The organism is Streptomyces sp. NPDC002004, assembly GCF_053593975.1.
The window spans coordinates 143,947-168,394 of sequence record NZ_JBSFDP010000009.1 but is presented as its reverse complement, the minus strand read 5'-3'; the positions used below and the strand labels follow the sequence as shown (position 1 = coordinate 168,394).

The following is a 24,448-nucleotide window of genomic DNA, read 5'->3' as shown; positions in this document are numbered from 1 at the left end:
CACCCCCACCGATGCCACAGTGGGGACATGACCCAGGAACCCACCCAGCAACCAGGCACCGCACCCACCCACGACACCACCCCCGACAGCAACCCACAGGACCCCACCCACGGGCCACGACCCCACCTCCCCTACGGCACCCCCGACGCACCCCGCATCGCCGTCCGCGGCGAAGCACACATCGAAGCCGACCCCGACATCGCCCGCATCGGCATCACCGTCACCGCCCGCGGCACCGACCGCCGCGAAGCCCTCGCCGACCTCACCCGCCGCAACACCACCGCCCTCGACCTCGTCAAGAGCTACGCCGACGCCGTCGAACGAGTCGAGACCGGCGCCTTCTCCATCACCCCCGAACTCACCAGACACGGCCGCGGCGAACGCATCCGCAGCTACCACGGCGCTGTCCGCATCACCGCCGAACTCACCGACTTCACCGCCCTCGGCGAACTCACCACCCGCCTCGCCGACCTCGACCTCACCCACGTCGACGGCCCCTCATGGCACCTGCGCCCCGACTCACCCGCCCACCGCGCCGCCCGCCGACAAGCCGTCCGCGAAGCCGTCCAGCGCGCCCGCGAATACGCCGACGCACTCGGCACCACCCTCGACGCCCTCGTCGAACTCGCCGACATCGGCGCCGAACAACCCACCCCCTACGGCACCCAGCCCGGCACCCCCCGTATGCGCACCGCCGCCTACACCGGCGCCGCCGAAGAGGCCGCACCCCTCGACCTCGAACCCCAGCGACAGCACGTCCACGCCCAGGTCAACGCCAGATTCACGATGCGGCCACCACAGCTCTGACCACACACGCCCGGCACACGGATTCCCCCGGCCCGACATGCTCATCAGAGCAACCCCACGCACAATTCAACACTTGTCAATAGACCTTCATGCAAAGGTTGTTGAGTAGTCACGCCGGACCAATTCTCTACCCACCGGTAAGGCCTAGGCTCGAACCATGCGCCGAGCAAAGATCGTTTGTACCTTGGGTCCCGCCACCGACTCGTACGACCAGATCAAGGCACTGGTCGAAGCCGGAATGGACGTCGCCCGCTTCAACCTCAGCCACGGCACCTACGCCGACCACGAAGAACGCTACGAGCGCGTGCGCAAGGCCTCCGACGAGACCCGACGCAGCGTGGGCATCCTCGCCGACCTTCAAGGCCCGAAGATCCGCCTCGGCCGATTCAGCGAAGGCCCCGTACTCCTTGAACGCGGAGACACCTTCACCATCACCGTCGAACACGGAGTCCAGGGCGACCGCCACACCTGCGGCACCACCTACGCAGGCCTCGCCGACGACGTCACCCCCGGCGAACGCATCCTCGTCGACGACGGCAAGGTGACCCTCGAAGTCGCCTCCGTCGACGGCCCCCGCGTCCACACCACCGTCGTCGAAGGCGGCATGGTCTCCGACCACAAGGGCCTCAACCTCCCCGGCGTCGCCGTCTCCGTCCCCGCACTCTCCGACAAGGACGAAGCCGACCTCCGCTGGGCCCTGCGCACCGGATTCGATGTCATCGCCCTCTCCTTCGTCCGCAGCGGACACGACATCGAGGACGTCCACCGGATCATGGACGAGGAGGGCCGGCGCCTCCCCGTCATCGCGAAGATCGAAAAGCCCCAGGCCGTCGACAACATCGACGACATCGTCGCCGCCTTCGACGGCATCATGGTCGCCCGCGGCGACCTCGGCGTCGAAATGCCCCTGGAACAGGTCCCCATCGTCCAGAAGCGCGCCGTCAAACTGGCCAAGCGCAACGCCAAACCCGTCATCGTCGCCACCCAGATGCTCGACTCCATGATCGACAGCTCCCGCCCGACCAGGGCGGAAGCGTCGGACGTCGCGAACGCGGTGATCGACGGCACGGACGCGGTGATGCTCTCCGGCGAGACCAGCGTGGGCAAGTACCCCGTGGAAACGGTCCGCACGATGTCCCGCATCGTCGCGGCCGCCGAGGAGGACATCCTCGCCAAGGGGCTGCCGCCCCTCACCGAGCGGAGCAAGCCCCGCACCCAGGGCGGAGCCGTCGCCCGGGCCGCCGCCGAAATCGGCGACTTCCTCGGCGCCAGGTTCCTGGTCGCCTTCACCCAGTCCGGCGACACCGTCCGCCGTCTCTCCCGCTACCGCTCGCCCATCCCCCTCCTCGCCTTCACACCCGACCCGGCCACCCGCTCCCAGCTCACCCTGACCTGGGGCGTCGAAACCTTCCTCGGCCCCCACGTCGAATCCACCGACGCCATGGTCGACCAGGTCGACGAGGAACTCCTCAAGATCGGCCGCTGCAAGAAGGGCGACACCGTGGTCATCACCGCAGGCTCCCCGCCCGGCGTCCCCGGCTCCACCAACCTGGTCCGCGTCCACCACATCGGCGAGGACGACGCCCCGAAGGAGTAGGGGTCGGTCAGTATTTCGGGCCTATGTGCAGATCCATGAGGGCTACGGAGGCTTTGCGGGCTACGGAGATGTTGAACGGGTCGCTGCCGCGCGCGAGCGTGGTCCATTCAACACCGACATGGTCGAGTGTGTCGGTGAAGAGTCGCCGGATGTCGTCCGACTTGTTGCTGAAGAAGTAGCGCGGGTACTCATAGCGCTTACGCTCACCAGCGACGAGGCGGGTAGTCCAGTTGGTGATGCGACAGCCGTCCGAGTGGATCAAGCCCCGGATGAACATCCAGGGGTGCGCGGCAACGAGCGTCCGCTGCCAGGGCTCGAGGGCAATCCGGCGCTCGTGTTTCTTGCCGGGCCCGTGTTGGGGGAACAAGCAGTGGATGTGCATTGAATAGACCTTCACGTTGCGGCAGCCTTTCCTGCGCACGCGGCACACCGAATTGTCCGGGAAGACGGTGCGCATGGCTCGCTCACACTCATCCATAAGTCCGGGCCAGGACTCTGTGCATGTGATCACGAGGCTGGGAGTGCGATGCCCGGAGTAGTGGCTGATATGTCCGTCGCCGAGGTAGAGCCCGAGTAAGTAGACATACGCGGCAGCTTCCAGCGCTCGCCCGTCACATCTGGGGCACTTTGGCTCGTGCTTGCGCCGGCACTCTCCCCGGTTGGCCCGGGCCATGTGCTTCCAGTAACTGATCGTCCCCTGTGGAACAGCCAGCTCGCGAGCTACGTCGGAGTTGCGTGAGCCACCGCGAAGCAGGGACAGTGCTCGCTGGCGTGTGTGGATGTCATGCATGTGGCCACTCTGAGTGAGTGGGCATCGTAGCTGGCAGCGAAAAGCGGATGTTCACGAGAACGTGGACATCCGCTTAAAGGGCGCGACCTTGAAATTCAAGGAAAAGTGCCCCAGGTGGGATTCGAACCCACACTGTCCGCTGTTTGAGAGCGGCCTCTCTAACCAGTTGGAGTACTGGGGCCTAAGAAAGGAAGGGGAAGCGCGACCCCTCGGCCCACCACCTTACCGCAGCTCGGTAGGCTCTTGGGAGCAGTTGAACCTGCCATTGATCAAGGAGCATCCGTGACCGCCCCCGAGTCGCCCCAGCCCGTCGCCGATGACGACAAGTCGCACGTGCCTCCGTTGACGACCCGTGTCGTCATCGCCGAGGACGAGGCGCTCATCCGTCTGGACCTCAAAGAGATGCTCGAGGAGGAGGGGTACAGCGTCGTCGGTGAGGCCGGTGACGGCGAGCGGGCCGTCGAGCTCGCCCGTGAGCACCGTCCGGATCTGGTGATCCTCGATGTGAAGATGCCGAAGCTGGACGGTATCTCGGCGGCCGAGAAGATCGCCGAGGAGTCCATCGCGCCGGTGCTGATGCTGACCGCGTTCTCGCAGCGCGACCTCGTCGAACGTGCTCGTGACGCGGGTGCCATGGCGTATCTGGTGAAGCCGTTCAGCAAGAGCGATGTGGTGCCGGCCATCGAGATGGCCGTGTCCCGCTTCACGGAGCTGCGGGCGCTGGAGAAGGAGGTCGAGGACCTCACGCTGCGACTGGAGACGCGGAAGCTCGTGGACCGTGCGAAGTCGATTCTGCAGACGGAGTACGGGCTGACGGAGCCGGCGGCGTTCCGCTGGATCCAGAAGACGTCGATGGACCGGCGTCTGTCGATGCAGCAGGTGGCGGAGGCGGTCATCGAGGACGCCGAGGAGAAGAAGGCGGCGAAGGGCGGCCAGTAGGCCTGCCCGTGTCGCGCCGTTCCGGCCGGGACGACAGCGCTGAGGCCCGCTCCCCCCGAGGGAGCGGGCCTCAGTCGTGTGCTGGGTGTGCCGGTGTCAGTCCTCGCCGAGGTAGGCCTTGCGCACCGATTCGTCGTGGAGGAGGTCCTGTCCGGAGCCGGAGAGGACGATGTTGCCGATCTCCATGACGTGGCCCTGGTCGGCGAGGGAGAGCGCGGCCTGCGCGTTCTGCTCGACGAGCAGGATGGTGGTGCCCTGGGCCTTGAGCTCGGCGATCGTCGACATGATCTTCTGCATCATGATCGGCGACAGGCCCATGGAGGGCTCGTCGAGCATCAGCAGCTTGGGCTGGGACATCAGGGCGCGGCCCATGGCGAGCATCTGCTGCTCACCGCCGGAGAGCGTGCCTGCTGCCTGCTTGCGGCGTTCCCCGAGGATGGGGAAGAGGTCGTAGGCGCGTTGGATGTCCCGTTCGATGCCTGCGCTGTCCTTGCGGAGGAAGGCTCCGAGTTGGAGGTTCTCCGCGATGGTGAGGCGGGGGAAGATGTGTCGGCCTTCGGGGGAGTGGGCGAGGCCCAGGGCGACGATCTTGTGGGCGGGGACGCCGTCGAGGGGCTTCCCGTCGAAGGTGATGCTGCCGCTCAGTGGCTTGAGGAGGCCGCTGAGGGTGCGCAGGGTTGTGGTCTTGCCGGCGCCGTTGGTGCCGATGAGGGTGACGATCTGGCCGGCTTCGACGGTGAAGGAGATGCCCTTGACGGCTTGGATCTTGCCGTAGGCGACCTTGAGGTCTTTGACCTCGAGGAGTGCGGTCACTTGGTGTCTCCTTCAGTGGTGGTGCTCTGTGCTTCCCCGTCGCTGTCGGCGTCGTCGGCGTCGTCGGTGTCCGAGGGGGTCTCGGTCTCCGTGGAGGTGTCCGCGGCGGTCTCGGTGGTGGTGTTCGCCGGGGGCGTGGTGGTGCCGGTTTCCTCGTCGGCCTCCGTGGTCTCGGCCTCGGCCTCGGCGGAGGCCTCGGCCTCGGCTTCGGCGGAGGCTTCCGCCGCGGCTTCGGCTGCCTGGACCTCTTCGAGGGCGCTGTCCTCGGGTGCGCCCTCGAAGGGGGTGCCGAGGTAGGCGGCGATGACCCGCTCGTCGCTCTGGACGACGTCGCTGGTGCCTTCGACGAGCTTTTCGCCCTGGACGAGGCAGGCGACGCGGTCGCTGAGGTTGAAGACGAAGCGCATGTCGTGCTCGATGAGGAGTACGGCGACGCCCTTGTCCCGGATGGCGAAGACGAGCTCTTCGGTGGCGCGGGTCTCCTGGGGGTTCATGCCGGCCGTTGGCTCGTCGAGGAGCAGCAGTCCCGGGTCGCTCGCGAGTGCTCGGGCGATTTCGAGCTTGCGCTGCTCGCCGTAGGGGAGGTTGCGGGAGAGGTGGTCGCGCTTGTGGGCGAGGCCGACGAACTCAAGGAGTTCCATGGCGCGTTCCTCGGAGGCCTTTTCGGCTTTGCGGAAGCCGGGGCCGCGCAGGAGGGCCGACCACAGGCCTTCCTTCGTCCGCGTGTGGCGGCCGACGAGGACGTTCTCCAGAACGGTCATGTTGGCGAAGAGCCTGATGTTCTGGAAGGTGCGGGCGATGCCGGCCTGGGTGACGAGGTGGGGCTTGGGCGGGAGGATCTTGCCCTTGTAGGAGACGGTGCCTTCGGTGGGGACGTAGAGACCGGTCAGGCAGTTGAAGAAGGTCGTCTTGCCGGCGCCGTTGGGGCCGATGAGGCCGACGATCTCTCCGCTGTTGACGGTGAAGTCGACGGAGCGTACGGCGGTGAGTCCGCCGAAGCGCATGGTGACGCCGGTTGCCTGGAGCACGGGGGTGCCGGTGGTGGTCTCGGTGGTTGTGGTGGTCATGGTGTTCACGCACCCGCCTTGGTGACGCTGACGGTCTGGTCGTCGCCGGGCTGGTCTTCGTCGCCGAGTCGTTGTTCGGGTACGTCCAGCTGCCCGGTTTCGTGGAATTCGAGCTGGCGGCGGCGGTTGGCGATGATGCCCTCGGGGCGGAAGCGCATGAGGAGGACGAGGGCGATGCCGAAGGCGAGGAGTTCGTAGTTCTTGAGGAACTGGAGCTTCTCGGGGATGAGGTAGAGGACGCTGGCGCCGAGGAGGGGGCCGCTGACGGTGCCCATGCCGCCAAGGACGACGGCGGCGAGGAGGAAGGCGGAGTTGGGCGGGGCGGCGCCGGCGAACTGGTAGGGCTGGGGGTTGACGCTGTAGTTGACGTGCGCCATGACGGTGCCGGCGAGGCCGGCGAGGCTGGCGCCGAGGGCGAAGGCGATGAGCTTGACGCGGAAGCCGTTGATGCCCATGGCTGTGGCGGCGGTCTCGTCCTCGCGGATGGCGATCCAGGAGCGGCCGATGCGGGAGTCGGCGGCGCGGGTGAAGACGAGTACGACGATGGCCGTGATGAAGAGCATCAGGAAGAGGTAGTTGGCGAACCGGCCGAGGGTGAAGCCGCCGACGTCGTGGGCGTCGCCGAGGTTGAATCCGAAGATCTGGAGGTCGGGGATGCGGGAGATTCCGTTGGGCCCGTTGGTGATGTTGGGTCCGGAGTCGCCGTCGAGGTTGTTGACGGCGATGCGGAAGATCTCTCCGAAGCCGAGGGTGACGATGGCGAGGTAGTCGCCGCGCAGGCGCAGGGTGGGTGCGCCGATCAGGACGCCGAAGACGAGTGAGGCGGCCATGCCGGTGAGGGCGGCGGCCCAGAAGGGGAACTCGACGCCGGAGAACCGGGAGAACTCGGAGCCGGAGACGAGGGCGGCGGCGTAGGCGCCGACGCCGAGGAAGGCGACGTATCCGAGGTCGAGGAGTCCGGTGAGGCCGACGACGATGTTCAGGCCGAGGGCGACGGTGGCGAAGATGAGGATGCTGACGCCGAGGTTGGCGTTGTGGTCGTCGCTCTGGGTGAAGGGGAAGACGGCGGCGGCGACGAAGGCGAGGGTGGCGCTGAATCCTTTGTGCCGGGTGCTGATCGTCGAGTAGCGGTCGAGGAGTCCGGCGTGGATGAGGCTCCAGGCGCCGAAGACGACGAGGAGGAGGAAGCCGAGGAAGGTCTCGCTCTCGTCGTCGTTGATGCCGATGCCGTAGGTGAAGGCGGTGAGGCCGAGCGCGGTGCCGAGGGTGATGATGGCACGTTCGGCGAGGGGGTTGAGTGTGCCGTGGCGGGGCTGGTCGGGCTTGGTGAGGTAGCCGCGGATGCCGGTGCCGGGGGCGGGGTGGGGCAGTGCGAGGGCGCCGATGACGGGGAGCGCGGAGGCGATGGCCGCGACGATGGCGCCGGGTTCGAGGTTGACGAGGCCGCCGAGGTCGACGGTGATGGCGATGGCGGTGAACCAGCAGACGGCGAAGGCGGAGAGGGCCGCCATCAGCACGGGGGAGGCGCTGTCTGCGGGGTTGAGCCGGGCGAGTCCTCGTACGTTCCACAGGCTGAGGGCGAAGAGGAGGGTGAGGGCGCCGGCGACGAGGGCGAGGGTCTGGAGTCCGGCCGGGTAGCCGTAGACGGTGAGGTCGCCGGGGAAGTCGGGGGTCCAGGTCCAGGACAGGAAGGTGCTGGCGATGGTTCCGACGGCGCCGAGGGTGATGAGGATGCGGGCGGCGGCCGGGGGGAGCGGGACGGGTCCGCGTTCGGCAGCGGTGGGTGCGGTGGTGGTGTTGGTCATGGTGGTCACGCCCTGTCCGCGACGCGTTCGCCCAGCAGGCCCTGTGGTCTGAAGAGGAGTACGAGGATGAGGAGGACGAAGGCCCAGACGGCTGCCCAGCCCTGTCCGCCGAACTGCTGCATGCCGGGGATGTCGGCGATGTAGGCGGTGGCGAGGGCTTCGGCGAGGCCGAGGACGACGCCGCCGAGCATGGCGCCGTAGATGTTGCCGATGCCGCCGAGGACGGCTGCGGTGAAGGCCTTGAGGCCGGCGATGAAGCCCATGCTGTATTCGACGGAGCCGTACTTGACGCCGTAGGCGACGCCGGCGACGGCGGCGAAGAAGCCGCCGATGGCGAAGGCGACGACGATGATGCGGTTGGTGTCGATGCCCATGAGCTGTGCGGTGTCCGGGTCCTGGGCGGTGGCCTGCATGGCGCGGCCGGTGCGGGAGAGGCGGACGAAGAACGCGAGGGCTGCCATGCACACGGGGGCGGCGATGATGAGGAAGACGTCGCCGCTCTGGATGTTGACGGAGCCGAGGTGGAAGGGCCCGAAGGGGAGTTGGGGGAAGACGCGGGCGGACTTGGCGTCGGGGTACCAGTTGAAGACGGCCTGCTGGAGTGCGAGGGAGAGGCCGATGGCGGTGATGAGTGGCGCCAGGCGTGGTGCTCCGCGCAGGGGTCGGTAGGCGAAGCGTTCGGCGCCGACGGCGATGAGGACGGCGACGAGTGCGCCGCCGATGAGCATCGCCGGAAGGGCTATCCACATGGATATGCCGCTCGGCAGGGCGAGGTAGACCGTGAGGGCGCCGAAGCCTCCGGTCATGAAGATCTCGCCATGGGCGAAGTTGATGAGCTGGACGATCCCGTACACCATCGTGTAGCCGATGGCGATCAGGCCGTACATCGAGCCGAGGAACAGCCCGTTGGCCAGCTGCTGCGGCAGGGTGTTCACCGCATGGCCTCCATGTGGTGGGAGTGTGCAGGGGTGGGTAGAAGGCGGGCCGCGCGGTGACGGTGGTCTGTGCCGCGCGGCCCTGTGTTGTGCGGTGTGGTGCGGTTACTTCTTGGGCTCGAAGGTGCCGCTCTTGACGGACTTCCACTCACCCTTGGTGACCTGGTACACGGTCAGCTGCTTGTTGGTGGTGTCGCCGTACTGGTCGAAGGAGATCTTTCCGGAGATGCCGTCGAAGGACGTCTTCTGGACGGCGGCGGTGATCTGGGCGCGGCCGTCGGCGGGCAGCTTGCCGTCCTTCACGACCTGGCCGACGGCCTTGATGATGGCGGTGGCGGCGTCGTAGGAGTAGCTGCCGTAGGTGCCGTAGTCACCGGGGTACTTCTTGGCCTTGTAGGTGGCGACGAAGTCCTTGGCGGCGGGCAGGGTGTCGACGGGGACGCCGATGGAGGTGACGAGGTCGCCTTCGGCGGCCTTGCCGGCGGTCTTGATGTAGGTGGGGGTGAACATGCCGTCGCCGCCGAAGAGCGGGATCTTGGCGCCGGCGTCCTTGAGCTGCTTGGTGAGGATCTGCGCCTCGTCGTACTGGCCGCCGTAGTAGAGCAGGTCGGCGCCGGAGTTCTTGATCTTGGTGACGAGGGTGGCGAAGTCACGGTCGCCGACGTTGACGTGGTCGGTGCCGACGACCTTGCCGCCCGCGCCCTTGAAGCCCTTGGCGAAGAGCTTGGCGAGGCCGGCGCCGTAGGTCTGCTTGTCGTCGACGACGAAGACCTTCTTCTTCTTGAGGTTGTTGTGGGCGTAGTCGGCCGCGAAGCCGCCCTGGAGGGCGTCGGTGGTGGCGGTGCGGAAGTACGTCTTGTAGGGACGTTCCTTCTTGGTCTGCCAGTTCTTGCCCTGGGTGAGCTCGGGGGCGGTGTTGGAGGGCGAGATCTCGACGAGGTTGGCGGTGTCGAAGACCTGCTGCATCTGCGTGGCCACGCCGGAGTTCAGGGGGCCGACGACGCCGACGACGGTCTTGTCGGCGACGAGCTGGGTGGCGTTCTGCTGGCCGGTGGCCGGCAGGGCCTTGTCGTCCAGGGCCTTGATCTTGAAGGTGACGCCGGGAACCGTCTTGTTCTTGTTGGCGTCGTCCACGGCGATCTGCGCGCCGTACTGGATACCGAGACCGGTGGCCGAGTTCTGGCCGGTGAGCGGGGCGTCGACACCGATCGTGATGACGGTGCCGCCCTTGCCGCTGTCCTTGTTGCTGTTGTCTCGGGAGCCGCAAGCGGTGAGGGTCAGAGCTCCGGTGGTGAGCACGGAGGTAAGGATCACCAAAGAACGCTGTCGCACAATCAGTCCTTTCCGCTGGCTGAGGTGTCCTTCTGTTGAGGGACCCGCGCCGCGCCGGTACCGAACTCCCGATGGAGGCGGTGACTGGCCGTGACTCTAGGCCTGCGGAGTTCTGGCTGGCAGTGGCCAGGCAATGCTGTGACTTTCTTGTTATGACGGGCCGGAACCCCACCTTCCGCAAAGGTGACTCTCGGCCGGTTTGGCGGAATTTCCGCAGCGTCCGCATTCTGAGAATCCGCACTTCCCCTTAGGGGTGGGCCAAGGCGTTGCGGAGCGCGTTCGGCGTGGGTGCAGCGGGGTCGGAAAGATCATCGGGATGGACTTGGACGGGCTGTTCCTGTATTGCGCGCGCGTAACGCTGCGTTACATAGGGAAAGGCAAGATCTCTATTCAGGCGTGAAATGCATTTTGCTGCTGTCGCGAGGTCAAGTCCCGGAATATCGGCTGTAGTCCGGCACCGGCATGACGGGAATCCGCTGCGGAAACAGGGGTGTTCGGCGATGGCGCGAGGGCGGCGGTGTGCTGGTCACGGGGACGTTCCGTGGTGATCCGATGGGAGTTCGATGGACACCCGACGGCCTTGCTCCGGACGGCACTTGAGGGGCGTCGGGGGTGCCTCGGAGCGGGGCGGCGGAGGCTTCCGAGGGAGGCGGCGGACGCTTCACGGCGAGGGGGCGGGCGCTTCGGAGAGGGGGCGCCGGGCGCTTCGGGGTGGGGGAGCGGGCGCTTCGGAGTGATGGGGGGCGGGCGCTTCCCGTGGGGAGCGCACGCCTCGGCGGGAGGGAAAGCGAGAGGGGCGCCCCCGCCGGGGGCGCCCCTCGTCTGCGTTGCCGTGGGTCTCAGCCGGACGTGCCGAGCGCGTTTCCCTCGCGCAGCAGGCAGGTCAGGCGTGCGCTGCACACACGCCGGCCCTGCTCGTCGCTGATCACGATCTCGTACGTCGCCGTGGACCGGCCGCGGTGCACGGGCGTGGCGACGCCCGTGACGAGCCCGGAGCGGACGCCGCGGTGGTGCGTGCAGTTGAGGTCGACGCCGACGGCGATCTTGTGGGCGCCGCCGTGCAGCATCGAGCCGACCGAGCCGAGGGTCTCGGCGAGCACGGCGGACGCGCCGCCGTGCAGCAGGCCGTAGGGCTGCTGGTTGCCCTCGACGGGCATCGTGCCGACCACACGCTCGGCGGAGGCCTCCTTGATCACGACGCCCATGCGGGTGCCCAGGGTGCCGGCGGAGAACAGCGCAGGCAGGTCGACGCCGAGTGCGGCGTACTCGTCGATGACCTCCTGCGGGAACTTCACGGTGTTCTGCTCTTCGCCCATGGGCCCGGCTCCGTTCGTCGTCTTCGGCGGCTGGATCTGCGGTACTGGTCGGATCTTGTCGCCTGATGGCTGCCTGAGCAAACGCTTAGGCCGAGGCCGATTGTTCCAGGCGCACGACGACGGACTTGCTGGCGGGGGTGTTACTGGTGTCGGCGGTCGCGTCCAGCGGGACCAGCACATTGGTCTCCGGGTAGTACGCGGCGGCGCAGCCGCGCGCGGTCGGGTAGTGCACCACGCGGAAGCCCGGCGCTCGCCGTTCCACGCCGTCCTTCCACTCGCTGACCAGATCGGCGTACGCCCCGTCCGCGAGGCCGAGCTCGCGGGCGTCGTCGGGGTGCACCAGGACGACCCGGCGGCCGTTGCTGATGCCGCGGTAGCGGTCGTCCAGGCCGTAGATCGTGGTGTTGTACTGGTCGTGCGAGCGCAGCGTCTGCAGCAGCAGCCGGCCCTCGGGGAGCTCGGGGTACGTGACGGGCGCGGCCGTGAAGTTGGCCTTGCCGGTGGCGGTGGGGAAGCGGCGCTCGTCGCGCGGGGCGTGCGGCAGCGCGAACCCTCCCGGGTGCGCCACGCGGGCGTTGAAGTCCTGGAAGCCCGGCACGACACGGGCGATGCGGTCGCGGACCGTCGCGTAGTCCTTCTCGAACTCCTCCCACGGCGTGCGGCTTTCGGAGCCGAGGACGCGGCGCGCCATCCGGCACACGATCGCCGGCTCGGAGAGCAGCTCGGCGCTCGCGGGCTCCAGCCGTCCGCGGGAGGCGTGCACCATGCCCATGGAGTCCTCGACGGTCACGAACTGCTCGCCGCCGTCCTGCACATCGCGCTCCGTCCGGCCCAGGGTGGGCAGGATCAGGGCGCGGGCGCCGGTGACGACATGGCTGCGGTTCAGCTTCGTCGACACGTGCACGGTGAGCCGGGCGCGGCGCATCGCCGCCTCCGTCACCTCCGTGTCCGGGGACGCCGCGACGAAGTTGCCGCCCATGGCGAAGAAGACCTTCGCGTCGCCGTCGCGCAGGGCGCGGATGGCCCGTACGACGTCGTAGCCGTGTTCCCTGGGCGGCGCGAAGCCGAACTCCTTCTCCAGAGCGTCCAGGAACGCGGGGGCGGGCCGTTCGAAGATGCCCATGGTGCGGTCGCCCTGCACGTTCGAGTGACCGCGCACCGGGCAGACACCGGCACCCGGACGGCCCACGTTGCCGCGCAGCAGCAGGAAGTTGACGACCTCCCGGATCGTGGGAACGGCGTGCTTGTGCTGGGTCAGACCCATCGCCCAGCACACGATGGTGCGCTGCGAGGCGAGGACCATGCGCAGCGCCTCGTCGATCTCGTCCCGGCTCAGGCCGGTCGCGGTGAGCGTCTCGTCCCAGTCGGCGGCGCGCGCTGCCGCCGCGAACTCCTCGAATCCGTGGGTGTGCGTGTCGATGAACTCCCGGTCGACCGCGCCGTCGGTCTCGAGGACGAGCTTGTTGAGGAGGCGGAAGAGGGCCTGGTCGCCGCCGATGCGGATCTGGAGGAAGAGGTCGGTGAGCGCGGCACCCGTGGTGAGGCCCTTGGGGGTCTGCGGGTTCTTGAAGCGTTCCATGCCCGCCTCGGGCAGCGGGTTCACGGTGATGATCCTCGCGCCGCCGGCCTTCGCCTTCTCGAGGGCCGAGAGCATCCGGGGGTGGTTCGTACCCGGGTTCTGCCCGGCGACGATGATCAGGTCCGCCTTGTAGAGGTCGTCCAGGAGGACGCTGCCCTTGCCGACGCCCAGGGTCTCCGTCAGCGCGGAGCCGGACGACTCGTGGCACATGTTGGAGCAGTCGGGCAGGTTGTTCGTGCCGAACTCGCGGGCGAACAGCTGGTACAGGAACGCGGCCTCGTTGCTGGTGCGCCCCGAGGTGTAGAAGAGGGCCTCGTCGGGGGAGCCGAGGGCGGTCAGCTCCTCGGCGACGATGTCGAAGGCCCGCTCCCAGGACACCGGCTCGTAGTGGTCCGCGCCCTCCGCCAGGTACATGGGGTGGGTGAGCCGGCCCTGCTGGCCCAGCCAGTACCCGCTGCGGGTGGCCAGGTCGGCGACGGAGTGGGAGGCGAAGAAGTCGGGGGTGACACGGCGCAGCGTCGCCTCCTCGGCGACCGCCTTCGCGCCGTTCTCGCAGAACTCCGCCCGGTGTCGGTGCTCCGGCTCGGGCCAGGCGCAGCCCGGACAGTCGAAGCCGTTCTTCTGGTTGACGCGGAGCAGGGTGAGGGCGGTGCGGCGCACGCCCATCTGCTGCTGCGCGATCTTCAGCGAGTGGCCGATGGCGGTGAGGCCCGCTGCGGCGTGTTTCGGGGCCGCGACCTGCGGCGCGTCCTGTATCGGATCACCTGCGGGAGGCTTGGTGGCCATGGTGCGTCCCCTCGAGCGGCAGTGCTGACGGCACATGAAAGCTGACTCCGGGGATCCTGCCACGGAGTGCCGACGGTGAGCCCCGCCGGTCGCCGGGTGACGGGCGGACGGGATTGTCGGTGGGGCGTGGCAGGATCGGGGGCGTGGCAGAGACAGCATCGAAGAAGACCGACAGTCCGGCGGAGACGACCGCGGGGGCGCGGCCGCGCCTGATGCTCATGGACGGGCATTCACTGGCGTACCGCGCGTTCTTCGCGCTGCCCGCGGAGAACTTCACGACCGCGACGGGCCAGCCGACGAACGCGATCTACGGCTTCGCGTCGATGCTGGCGAACACGCTCCGCGACGAGGCGCCCACGCACTTCGCGGTCGCCTTCGACGTGTCCCGCAAGACCTGGCGGTCGCAGGAGTTCACGGAGTACAAGGCGAACCGATCGAAAACCCCGGACGAGTTCAAGGGCCAGGTCGAGCTGATCGGCGAGCTGCTGGACGCGATGCACGCGCCGCGGTTCGCGGTCGAGGGCTTCGAGGCGGACGACGTGATCGCCACGCTCGCCACGCAGGCCGAGGCCGCTGGCTTCGAGGTGCTGATCGTCACAGGTGACCGTGACTCGTTCCAGCTGGTGAGCGAGCACACCACTGTGCTGTACCCCACGAAGGGCGTCTCCGAGCTGACCCGCTTCACCCCGGAGAAGGTCCAGGAGAAGTACGGTCTGACGCCGGCGCAGTACCCCGACTTCGCGGCGCTGCGCGGCGACCCGTCCGACAACCTCCCGGGCATCCCCGGTGTCGGCGAGAAGACCGCCACGAAGTGGATCAACCAGTTCGGGTCGTTCGCGGAGCTGTGCGAGCGGGCCGACGAGGTCAAGGGCAAGGCCGGGCAGAATCTCCGCGACCACCTGGAGTCGGTGCGGCTGAACCGCCGGCTGACCGAGCTGGTGCGCGACGTGGAGCTGCCGAGGACGGTCGAGGAGCTGGAGCGCGCCGCGTACGACCGCAAGACGGTCACCCTCGTCCTGGACACCCTGGAGATCCGTAACCCGTCCCTGCGGGAGCGGCTCTTCGCGGTCGACCCCGGCGCCGAGACGGAGGAGCGGACGGCTCCGGCCCCCGGCGTCGAGCTGGACGGCGCGGTGCTCGGTGCCGGCGAGCTGGCGCCGTGGCTGGCCGAGCACGGCAAGGCGGTCCTCGGCATGGCCACGGTCGACTCGTGGCAGCTCGGTGCCGGCGCGGTCGCCGAGGTGGCCCTGGCCGCCGCAGGCGGGGCCGCAGCCTGGTTCGACCCCACGCAGGTGGACGAGGCCGACGAGAAGGCGTTCGCGAGCTGGCTCGCCGACCCCGCCAAGCCCAAGGTGCTGCACAACGCCAAGGCGGTGATGCGGGTCTTCGCCGAGCACGGCTGGAGCGTCGAGGGCGTCACCATGGACACGGCGCTCGCCGCCTACCTGGTCAAGCCCGGCCGCCGCTCCTTCGCGCTGGACGCGCTGTCCCTGGAGTACCTGGGCCGGGAGCTGGCGCCCGCCGGGGCGGCCGACGGCCAGCTCGCGTTCGGCACGGACGAGCAGGCCGAGGCGGATGCGCTGATGGTGCAGGCCCGGGCGGTCCTCGATCTCGGGGCGGCCTTCGGTGACCGGCTGCAGGAGGTCGGCGCCGCCGATCTGCTGCGGGACGTGGAACTTCCGACGTCCGTGCTGCTGGCGCGCATGGAGCGGCACGGCATCGCCGCGGACCGCGCCCACCTCGAGGCGATGGAGCAGACGTTCGCGGGTGCGGTGCAGCAGGCCGTGAAGGAGGCCCACGCGTCCGTGGGCCACGAGTTCAACCTGGGCTCGCCCAAGCAGCTCCAGGAGGTCCTCTTCGGCGAGCTGGCGCTGCCCAGGACGAAGAAGACGAAGACCGGGTACACGACCGACGCGGACGCGCTGGCCTGGCTGGCCGCCCAGACCGACCACGAGCTGCCGGTGATCATGCTCCGCCACCGTGAGCAGGCGAAGCTGAGGGTCACCGTCGAGGGCCTGATCAAGACCGTCGCCGCCGACGGCCGCATCCACACCACCTTCAACCAGACGGTGGCGGCGACGGGCCGTCTGTCCTCCACCGACCCGAATCTCCAGAACATCCCGGTCCGCACCGACGAGGGCCGCGCGATCCGCCGGGGCTTCGTCGTCGGCGAGGGCTTCGAATCCCTGATGACGGCGGACTACAGCCAGATCGAGCTGCGCGTGATGGCGCACCTGTCGGAGGACGAGGGCCTGATCGAGGCGTTCACCTCCGGTGAGGACCTCCATACGACGGTCGCCTCGCAGGTCTTCGGTGTGGACCGCTCCGGAGTCGACGCGGAGATGCGCCGGAAGATCAAGGCGATGTCGTACGGCCTTGCGTACGGACTGTCGGCCTTCGGCCTCTCGCAGCAGCTGAACATCGAGGCCGCCGAGGCCCGGGCGCTGATGGACACCTACTTCGAGCGCTTCGGCGGCGTCCGCGACTATCTGCGCCGCGTCGTCGACGAGGCCCGCGCCACCGGCTACACGGAGACGCTGTTCGGCCGCCGCCGCTACCTCCCCGACCTCAACAGCGACAACCGCCAGCGCCGTGAGATGGCCGAGCGCATGGCACTGAACGCACCGATCCAGGGCACCGCAGCGGACATCGTCAAGATCGCCATGCTGAACGTCGACCGCGCCCTGGCGGAGGCCGGTCTGAAGTCCCGCATGCTTCTCCAGGTCCACGACGAAATCGTCCTGGAGATCGCCCCCGGCGAGCGCGCCGCGACCGAGGAGCTGGTCCGCCGCGAGATGGCGGGCGCGGTGCAGCTCCGCGCCCCCCTCGACGTCTCGGTGGGCTCGGGACCGGACTGGGAGTCCGCGGCCCACTGACGCCCGCCTCGGCCCTCGGCCGCACCACGGCCCCTGCGCGGATGGCTCCCGCAGGGGCCGCGGTGCTGCCGAGGGGGCAGAGCGGGGACCTTCCCGGTGCGCCGGGTGTCGCGAGCGGGGTGTCGGGTGTCGGGTGTCGGGTGTCGCGAGCCGCGAGCCGCGAGCCGCGAGCCGCGAGCCGCGAGCGGGGTGCCTGGTGTCGCGTGCTGCTGCGTGCCGGAGCGGGGCCGGCCATGGACGGGGAGCCCTTTCGGGGGCTCACCCGCTTGGACCCCGCCTCCGTGACGCCCGCCCCGCGCCCCGCAAGGATGCGTGGCATGGGCCTCAACCTGCGCCGACGCCGGACCGCGGTCGCCGCGGCGCTCGTGTCGGCGCTGCGGCGACCGATACGGGCCATCGCGGTGGACGCCAGCTCCGTAAGGCGCCCCGCACCCCGTCGAGACCTCCACCGCGCCGCCCGGGTGCTGCACGCCGTCCGGGCGGTGCTGTCGTTCCGGCGCATCAATGTGTCGATCACCGTCTACGACGGCGACCCGGCCCGGACCTGCGCCCCGCCGGGCCGCACCCGCACCCAGCAGGGCGAGCTGGACGAGCCCCCCGAGGATGCGCCGCCGGCGGGTACCGCACCGGATCTGCCCCACCGGGACCCCTGGGGCTGGTACTGGACATGGAACGCCCAGGATCCGGACGAGGACCGCTGACACCGCACCGCCACCGCTGGTCGCCGCCCGCTTGGCCCCGCCGCCGGTCGCCGCTTCCGCTCGCCTCTGCCGCCGGTCGCCGCCCCAGCTCGCCTCTGTCGCCGGTCGCCGCCCCAGCTCGCCGTGCCCGCTTCACCCGCCTCGGTCCCGACGAGTGACCGGCGCTGCGACTGGGCTCTCGCCTGACGTGCTGCGTCGCCGTCGCCGTCGCCGTCGCCGTCCGCCTCTGCCGCCGGTCGCCGCCCCCGCTCGCCTCTGTCGCCGGTCGCCGCCCCAGCTCGCCGTGCCCGCCTCTGCCGCCCCGGTCCCGACGAGTGACCGGCGCTGCGACTGGGCTCTCGCCTGACACGCTGCGCCTCGTCGCCGCCCGCATCTGCCTTCAAACTGACACGCCGCGCCCCGACGCCACCTGCCGCACCCGGCCCTGCCCGACTGACCCGCGACCCGGCCCGCCCCCGTCCCGCGTGGCCACCGGCGGCGCACAGCGAGCCTGATCACAGGCCTCGGTCCTTCTGGCGGATCCGGCCATTCACCTCGGTGCTGACCAGCGGACTCGGCCACGGGGTCTGCTCTGCCGTACTGGTCACCCGCCTCGGTGTCGTTCCACATGGTCCGACCGTCCCGACCTTGTGCGCGGCCCCGTGCGGTCACCGGTCCTGCCCGGACCTGGCCACTGGCCCCGGCCGTGCCCCGTCGCAGCACCGCGACCCAGGGAACCGCCCCGCCTGCGTCGGCACCAGGACGCCCGCCCGGCCCGGCCATGCCCGGCGAGCCGGGGAACCAGTGTCTCCACGCACCGGCCGGACGCTTCCCTCCGTGGGCTCCCATCCGTTCCAGGTCCGGCCCCGGCCACCCGAGCGCAATCTCGCACCGCCACCCGGACTCGGGGCCCACCCGTAGGGCAGGGCCTGCCCTGCCCCGGGCCCGCCCCGTCCAGGCCCCGGCCCCGCCCAGCCGCACCAGCCCTGGGCTGCCCCCGCAGTCAGCTGCCCCGCACCCCCGCTGGACCTTGTCGCCCCCAGGGCTTCGGCCAGGCGCCGGCCCGCACCCGGCCAGGCGCCGGCCCGCACCCGTCCGTACCTGCCCCGCACCCATCCGCACCCCGGCCCGCATCGAGGCAGGCCCTCCCGGCCCGCTCGGACCGACTCGTGGTGCGCCTCCGCACTCTCCAGGCACGCGGGCCTGGTTCGTGCCCGTGTATCGGTGCCGGGATGGATGGCCACCACATGGCCAATCGGTGAAAAACGGGCGCGAACAGGTGTGTGGGCGGCGGAAGTTGTCGTAGGGTCACATGGGCTGCCGATGTGGGAATGTCGGCGGATCGGACTGGTCGTCAGTGGGAGGGGTACACGGGATGGCGGCGCATTTCGGCAGGAGGATCGCAAAGGGGGCAGCGACCACCGCCGTGGCCGCCGCCGCGGTCGCGGCGCTGTCCGCGTCGCAGGCGCCCGGCGTCACCAACGACGCCCACACGGGCCAGTCCGCCGCCGAAGCGACCGAGCCGCCCGGCGGCGAAACCCCCGTCACCGGCAACTCCCCCTACTTCACGGATCTTCCGCCGCTGCACAGTCCCACCGCGACCCCGCCCGTCACCGGTGACACGCCCGTCGGCGCCGGTGAGGCGCAGGCCGGCATACCCGCCACCGTGCTCGACGCGTACAAGAAGGCCGAAGCCGCACTCGCCGAGAGCAACCCCGGGTGCCGCCTGCCCTGGCAACTCCTCGCGGCGATCGGCAAGGTCGAGTCCGGCCAGGCCCGTGGCGGCCGCGTCGACGCGAACGGCACCACGCTCAGCCCGATCCTGGGCCCCGTCCTCGACGGCAACGGCTTCGCCAGCATCAAGGACACCGACGGCGGCCGCTACGACGGCGACACCACGCACGACCGCGCCGTCGGCCCCATGCAGTTCATCCCCTCGACGTGGTCCCAGGGCGGCCCCGGCCACCAGGGCTGGGGCGCCGACGGCAACGGCGACGGGCTGAAGGATCCCAACAATGTGTACGACGCCGCTCTTGCCGCCGGCCGCTACCTCTGCGCCGGCGGACGAGACCTGTCGGTCGACGCCCATCTGCACCGGGCGATCCTCGGCTACAACCACTCCCAGGAGTACCTCAACACGGTCCTGTCCTGGTTCGAGTTCTACCGCAGGGGTACCCACGAGGTCCCGGACGGCACCGGCAGCCTGCCCGGCGAGCGCAGCGACCACGGTCGCGGCCACAGGTCCAAGCCCGGCCACTCGCCCAGCGAGCCGAAAACACCCAGGCCCGGGAAGCACCACAAGCCGTCGAAGCCGGGCGGCTCCCACCCGACGCCGAGCCCCGACCCCGACCCCAAGCCCGGCGGCCACGACACCCCCAAGCCCACTCCGCCGCAGACGCCCACCGACACCGTCGCGCGTCTCGCGGACGCCGGTACGGGCGATCTCGGCGCCACCGCGGGCGACGCGTTCGCCCGGCACGTGAAGGTCCGCACCGAGACGGCCAAGAGCAGGCCCGTGGCGAAGGTGAGGGTCCGCTTCACCATCGTCGGGGACACCGACGCCACCTTCACCGGCGGCGAGGACGTCGCCACGACCGTCACCGACAGCGCCGGTACCGCCACCGCACCCACGCTCCAAGCGGGTGAGAAGACAGGTGACTTCACCGTCCGCGCCACCGTCGTCGGCCGCTCCCTGCCCGGCCTGGACCACATCGCGAAGGTCACAGCCCGGCAGGCCGACGCCCTCGCCCGGACCAGCGACAAGGAGCTGACCTGCACGCCGGGCGGCGAGTTCGCCGACGCCGTGGAGGTCAAGGCCACCTACAAGGGAGCCGTCGCCAAGGGTGTCGCGGCCACCGCCACCCTCATCAAGACCGAGGACGACCCGAGCGCGAACGACGCGAGCAAGGGCGACGACCCGAGCAGGAATGACCCGGTAGAGAACGACAAGGGTCCCTACTTCAAGGACGGCGACGGCAAGCCGATCCGCACGCTCAAGGACCTCGAGACGGACGAGAACGGCCTCCTGAAGCTCCCCAAGCTGTACGCCGACGACGCCACCGGCACCTTCCTGCTCCGCATCGACACCACCGGCGGCGCCACCCTCACCGTCGAGCTGAAGGTGGAGGCCGCGCCCCCCGCCCAGTGACCCGGCCTTCGCTCGACGGCCACGGCGGCTCGCCCCGGCCGGCACGGCCACCCGCACGGCGCGACGGCGCCGCCCGCCCCACCCGGGGGAGGGCGGCGCCGTCGCCGTTGTGCAACGTGTTCTCATCTCGCCCCGCCATTGCTACGGTGCCCCAGCCCCAACGTCCTGACGCTGCATCAGATGCATCGCAACGGGAGGCCCGGATGCGTGCCCTCATCGCCGCCGCGATCGGCCTCGCCGCCGCCCTCGCCCTGGTCCTCACCGTCACGGCCGTCGGCGCGCCGCCCGGCACGACCTCGCCGAAGCCGCTGCTCACCACCGTCCCCAAGCACCCGTAAGCGACCCGGAGGGAGTGCCGTCGATGCGCCGCAAGGCCAGCCTGATCCTGCTCGCCCTCGCCGTGTTCTGCACGGCGCTGTCGCCCCTACTGCGCTGGTACGCCTTCCCCCGGCTGGCGAAGATCCCGCCCGGCCAGTACCAGGACATGGTCCTGGAGGCGAAGCCCGCCATCCTCCTCGACTACGGCACCATGCAGGCCAAGAAGGTCGACAAGGTCACCGTCGTGCAGACCCTCAAGGGCAATGTGGAGGAGGCCGGCAAGATCGGCGCGAGCGCCGGACGTGACGTCGTCGTCTGGGACTCCCTCTCCTACGTCCAGGGGCCGGACGGCAAGATGGTCTCCGAGATCCCCGAGCGGTACATCTTCGACGCACACAGCCAGGAACCCGTCCACGCCACCGGCGAGATGGTCGACGGCGACCCGGTGAAGCGCGAGGGCATCGAGTTCAAATGGCCCTTCCTCACCGAGAAACGGGACTACGAGTACTTCGACGCCCAGGCCCGCATCACCGCCCCCATCCACTACAAGGGCACCCGGGACTTCCGCGGCGTCAAGGTCTACTACTTCGAGCAGACCGTCCCCTGGACCAAGGTCCCCATGCCCAGGACGATGCCGGTCAAGGGCATCACGCCCGAATCGGTCGCCAGGACCGGCACCACGCGCTGGTACACGACCGTCCGCAGGTTCTGGGTGGAGCCGGTCACCGGCGCGCCCGTCTACGGCGAGGAGATCCACAAGGAGGAACTGCGCGGCGGCACCCTCCTCGGCGGCCGCGACAAGGTCACCGCCTTCTCCGGGCACGTGAAGATGCGCGACGACTACATCGCCTACACGGTGCATCTGGTGAAGTCCCAGCGGGTGCTGGTCCTGTTGATGACCTCCTATCTGCCGTGGGGCCTCCTCGGCCTCGGCACAGCGCTCCTCACCCTGTCCCTGGTGCTGGAGGCCCGCAGCAGACGCCCCGGCGACCCGGCGCCCGAGGGGCGCCCGTCACCGGACCCCGAACCCGTCAGCGCCTGAGCCGCGCGTTCGTGTGCCGGGTCGGCTCCGCCTTCGCCGGGTCCTCCGGCCACGGATGCTTCGGATACCGGCCCCGCAGCTCCGCCCGCACCGACCGGTAGCCGTCCTGCCAGAACGACGCCAGGTCCGCGGTCACCGCCGCCGGGCGCCCGGCGGGCGACAGCAGATGCACCAGCACCGGCACCCCCGCCACCACGGGTGTCGCCGCAAGCCCGAACATCTCCTGAAGCTTCACGGCGAGCACGGGCCGCTCGGCCTCCGTGTAGTCGAGGCGTATGCGCGAGCCGCTGGGCACCTCGATGCGCTCCGGCGCCAGTTCGTCGAGCCGTGCCGCCTCACCGGTCGCCCACGGCAGCAGCCGCGTCAGCGCCTGTCCGGCGTCGATGCGCTCCAGATCGGCGCGGCGCCGCGCACGGCCCAGCTCCGGCTCCAGCCACTCCCCGGCGCGCCCCAGCAGCGCCTCGTCCGACACCTCGGGCCAGGGCTCGCCCAGGTGCCGGTGCAGAAAGGCCAGCCGCTGCCGGAGCCCCTGTGTCTCCCGGGTCCAGCGCAGCAGCCCGAGGCCGTCCCGCCGCAGCCCCTCCAGCAGTGCCTCCCGTACGAGCCGGGGATCGGCGTCCCGGTGGAGCGGCCGCGCCACCAGCTCGACCGCGCCGAGCCGGGCGACCCGCCGCGCCACCAGGTCCCCGTCGGCCCAGGCGACCTCGTCGCCCTCGGCCCGCAGCGCCCCGGCGGCCCGCAGCGCGACCTCCTCGTCGACGACCGCTCCCAGGCGCACCCGTGCATGGCCGGCCCCCACCGGCCGGTCCGCGACGGCGACGGCCAGCCACGGCGCCCCCCACAGCGCCGACCCGGTAGCCAGCTCGGCCCCGGTACCGGACACCATCAGATACGCGCCCTCCCCGCGTATCCGGGCGACCCGCTCGGGGAACGCGAGCGCGGCGACCAGTCCGGCAACCTGCTCGTCCGACAGCCCCGGGGCCCCGGGCTCCGGAACCGCCACCGCCGACGACAGTCGCTCGACCTCGGCCCGCCACCGTGAGCCGTAGGCGTCGCCTCCGCGCCGCGCACTGCGCAGGGCCGCCGCCAGGTCGTCCCCGTACTCCCGGGGCGGTTCCTCCGACAGCAGCGCCACGACCTCCGCGGCCCGGCGCGCGCCGATCTCGGCCGCCCCGTCGACGAGGGCACGCGCCAGCCGGGGGTGCACGCCCAGCCGGGCCATCCGGACGCCGCGCTCGGTGACCCTGCCCGAGCCCGCGGCCCCGGGCACCCTGTCACCCCGCCCGGCGGCGTCCACCGCACCGATCGCCGTGAGGACCTCCCGGGCCGCCGCCATGGCGCCCGCGGGCGGTGCGTCCAGCAGCGCGAGCCCCGAGGCGTCCGGGTCGCCCCAGCAGGCCACCTGAAGAGCGAACGCGGTCAGGTCGGCGACCTTGATCTCCGGCGACGGATACCGCGGCAGCCGCCCGTGCTCCGCCTCGGCCCAGCACCGGTACACGGCCCCCGGCGCCTCACGGCCCGCACGCCCGGCCCGCTGCCGGCCCGCGGCCTGGGAGGCCCGCACCGTGGTCAGCGCGCTGAGGCCCCGCGCATGGTCCACCCGCGGCTCCCGCGCAAGCCCCGCGTCGACCACGACCCGCACCCCCGGCACGGTCAGGCTCGACTCCGCCACGGCCGTGGCGAGCACGACCCGGCGCCCGGGGCCGCCGGCGAGCACCGCGTCCTGCACCGCCGCCGGGGCCCGCCCATGTACCTGCAGCACCTCGACGTCCGGCAGGTCCCCGAGCCGGCCGGCGACACGGGCGATCTCGCCGACGCCCGGCAGAAAGCAGAGCACGTCACCGTCGTGCTCGGCCAGCGCGCGCCGTACGACCGAGGCGACATGGCCGAGCAGCGCCGGATCCACCCGCATCCCGTGCGGCGGACGCACCGGACGGGCGGGCGGCGCCCACACCACGTCCACGGGATAGGACGTGCCCTCGGCCTCGACGACGGGCGCACCGCCCAGCAGCCGTGCCCAGCCCTCGGCGTCGGTCGTGGCCGACGCGGCGACGAGCTGAAGCTCCGGCCGCAGCGCCTCGCGCACGTCCAGGACGAATGCCGCGACCGTGTCCGCGTCGAGATGCCGCTCGTGGCACTCGTCGAGGATCACCACATCGACGCCGGTCAGCTCCTGGTCCCGCTGGAGCCTCTGGAGGAGCACACCGGTCGTGACCACCTCCACGCGCGACTGCCGCCCCACGACCCGCTCGCCGCGCACCGTGTACCCGACGCTGTCGCCGACCCGCTCACCCAGCAGCCACGCCATCCGCCGTGCCGCCGCACGCGCCGCGATGCGCCGGGGTTCGGCGACGACGACCCGCCGGACGGGCCCGTCACCGAGCAGTCCCGCCAGCGCCAGCGGTACGAGCGTCGTCTTGCCGGTGCCCGGCGGCGCGCACAGCACGGCGGCGCCCCGCTCGTCCAGGGCGCCGCGCAGCGCGGGCACGGCGGACGCGACGGGAAGCCGTTCGATGGCATCGGTGCGGATCACGCCCACAAGTCTCCCGGACCGGCCCGCGGAACGTCCTCGGGGTCCGACCCCGAGATCACCCCCATCCCGGGCCACCATGCCCGGG

17 protein-coding genes and 1 tRNA gene are annotated in these 24,448 nt (G+C 70.5%); 8 read left to right on the top strand and 10 right to left on the bottom strand.

Translation table 11 applies throughout. The annotated features are described in order from the left end of the window. Positions 1-27 precede the first annotated feature (27 nt). Positions 28-807 (top strand): SIMPL domain-containing protein, encoded by a 780-nt coding sequence (locus ACWCP6_RS16910; RefSeq protein ID WP_450933208.1) that lies wholly within the window; start codon positions 28-30, stop codon positions 805-807. A gap of 157 nt (positions 808-964) precedes the next feature. Further along, positions 965-2,404 (top strand): pyruvate kinase, encoded by a 1,440-nt coding sequence (pyk, locus tag ACWCP6_RS16905; protein WP_450933207.1) that lies wholly within the window; start codon positions 965-967, stop codon positions 2,402-2,404. A 7-nt stretch (positions 2,405-2,411) separates the two neighbouring features. Here pyk and ACWCP6_RS16900 read toward each other — a convergent pair whose 3' ends face one another. Together ACWCP6_RS16900 and ACWCP6_RS16895 are read right to left on the bottom strand one after the other, a co-directional pair. Further along, positions 2,412-3,194, bottom strand: coding sequence for a helix-turn-helix domain-containing protein (locus tag ACWCP6_RS16900; protein ID WP_450933206.1), 783 nt, complete (start codon positions 3,192-3,194; stop codon positions 2,412-2,414). Between the two features lie 106 nt (positions 3,195-3,300). Then, a tRNA-Leu gene (locus ACWCP6_RS16895) sits at positions 3,301-3,375 on the bottom strand. A gap of 101 nt (positions 3,376-3,476) precedes the next feature. On the opposite strand from ACWCP6_RS16895, the gene ACWCP6_RS16890 reads away from it, so the two are divergent. Further along, on the top strand, positions 3,477-4,133 hold the full coding sequence (locus ACWCP6_RS16890; protein ID WP_450933205.1) for an ANTAR domain-containing response regulator: 657 nt from the start codon (positions 3,477-3,479) through the stop codon (positions 4,131-4,133). Positions 4,134-4,229: 96 nt separating this feature from the next. Here ACWCP6_RS16890 and ACWCP6_RS16885 read toward each other — a convergent pair whose 3' ends face one another. The 7 genes from ACWCP6_RS16885 to ACWCP6_RS16855 all read right to left on the bottom strand — a co-directional run bounded on the left by ACWCP6_RS16885 (position 4,230) and on the right by ACWCP6_RS16855 (position 13,766). Continuing rightward, entirely contained in the window at positions 4,230-4,946 is a 717-nt protein-coding gene (locus ACWCP6_RS16885) for an ABC transporter ATP-binding protein (RefSeq protein ID WP_450933204.1), read from the bottom strand. Next, positions 4,943-6,013, bottom strand: coding sequence for an ABC transporter ATP-binding protein (locus tag ACWCP6_RS16880; protein ID WP_450933203.1), 1,071 nt, complete (start codon positions 6,011-6,013; stop codon positions 4,943-4,945). Before ACWCP6_RS16880 ends, ACWCP6_RS16885 begins: the two co-directional genes overlap by 4 nt. A 5-nt stretch (positions 6,014-6,018) precedes the next feature. Further along, positions 6,019-7,818: a branched-chain amino acid ABC transporter permease gene (locus ACWCP6_RS16875; protein ID WP_450933288.1), complete on the bottom strand. Its 1,800-nt coding sequence runs from the start codon at positions 7,816-7,818 to the stop codon at positions 6,019-6,021. A 5-nt stretch (positions 7,819-7,823) separates the two neighbouring features. Beyond that, positions 7,824-8,753, bottom strand: a complete 930-nt coding sequence (locus ACWCP6_RS16870) for a branched-chain amino acid ABC transporter permease (RefSeq protein WP_450933202.1) — start codon at positions 8,751-8,753, stop codon at positions 7,824-7,826. A gap of 105 nt (positions 8,754-8,858) precedes the next feature. Beyond that, the gene (locus tag ACWCP6_RS16865) at positions 8,859-10,070 is read right to left on the bottom strand and encodes a branched-chain amino acid ABC transporter substrate-binding protein (RefSeq protein WP_450933287.1); all 1,212 of its coding nucleotides are present in this window, start codon (positions 10,068-10,070) and stop codon (positions 8,859-8,861) included. Positions 10,071-10,924: 854 nt separating this feature from the next. After that, positions 10,925-11,401, bottom strand: a complete 477-nt coding sequence (locus tag ACWCP6_RS16860; protein ID WP_450933201.1) for a PaaI family thioesterase — start codon at positions 11,399-11,401, stop codon at positions 10,925-10,927. Positions 11,402-11,486: 85 nt separating this feature from the next. Further along, on the bottom strand, positions 11,487-13,766 hold the full coding sequence (locus ACWCP6_RS16855) for an FdhF/YdeP family oxidoreductase (RefSeq protein ID WP_450933200.1): 2,280 nt from the start codon (positions 13,764-13,766) through the stop codon (positions 11,487-11,489). 143 nt (positions 13,767-13,909) lie between these two features. Between ACWCP6_RS16855 and polA the strand changes: the two genes are divergently transcribed. The 5 genes from polA (at position 13,910) to ACWCP6_RS16830 (ending at position 21,830) form a co-directional block, all read left to right on the top strand. Next, on the top strand, positions 13,910-16,642 hold the full coding sequence (gene polA, locus ACWCP6_RS16850; RefSeq protein ID WP_450933199.1) for a DNA polymerase I: 2,733 nt from the start codon (positions 13,910-13,912) through the stop codon (positions 16,640-16,642). Between the two features lie 317 nt (positions 16,643-16,959). Further along, on the top strand, positions 16,960-17,343 hold the full coding sequence (locus tag ACWCP6_RS16845; protein ID WP_450933198.1) for a hypothetical protein: 384 nt from the start codon (positions 16,960-16,962) through the stop codon (positions 17,341-17,343). 1,354 nt (positions 17,344-18,697) lie between these two features. Next, entirely contained in the window at positions 18,698-20,470 is a 1,773-nt protein-coding gene (locus tag ACWCP6_RS16840) for a lytic transglycosylase domain-containing protein (RefSeq protein ID WP_450933197.1), read from the top strand. Between the two features lie 203 nt (positions 20,471-20,673). Continuing rightward, the gene (locus ACWCP6_RS16835; protein ID WP_450933196.1) at positions 20,674-20,808 is read left to right on the top strand and encodes an SPW_0924 family protein; all 135 of its coding nucleotides are present in this window, start codon (positions 20,674-20,676) and stop codon (positions 20,806-20,808) included. A gap of 23 nt (positions 20,809-20,831) precedes the next feature. Beyond that, positions 20,832-21,830 carry a DUF3068 domain-containing protein gene (locus tag ACWCP6_RS16830; protein ID WP_450933195.1) on the top strand — a complete coding sequence of 333 codons (999 nt, stop codon included), beginning with the start codon at positions 20,832-20,834 and terminating at the stop codon, positions 21,828-21,830. Here ACWCP6_RS16830 and hrpB read toward each other — a convergent pair. Continuing rightward, entirely contained in the window at positions 21,820-24,363 is a 2,544-nt protein-coding gene (gene hrpB, locus ACWCP6_RS16825; RefSeq protein ID WP_450933194.1) for an ATP-dependent helicase HrpB, read from the bottom strand. The two genes, ACWCP6_RS16830 and hrpB, sit on opposite strands and share 11 nt — an antisense overlap. Between the last annotated feature and the right edge of the window lie 85 nt (positions 24,364-24,448).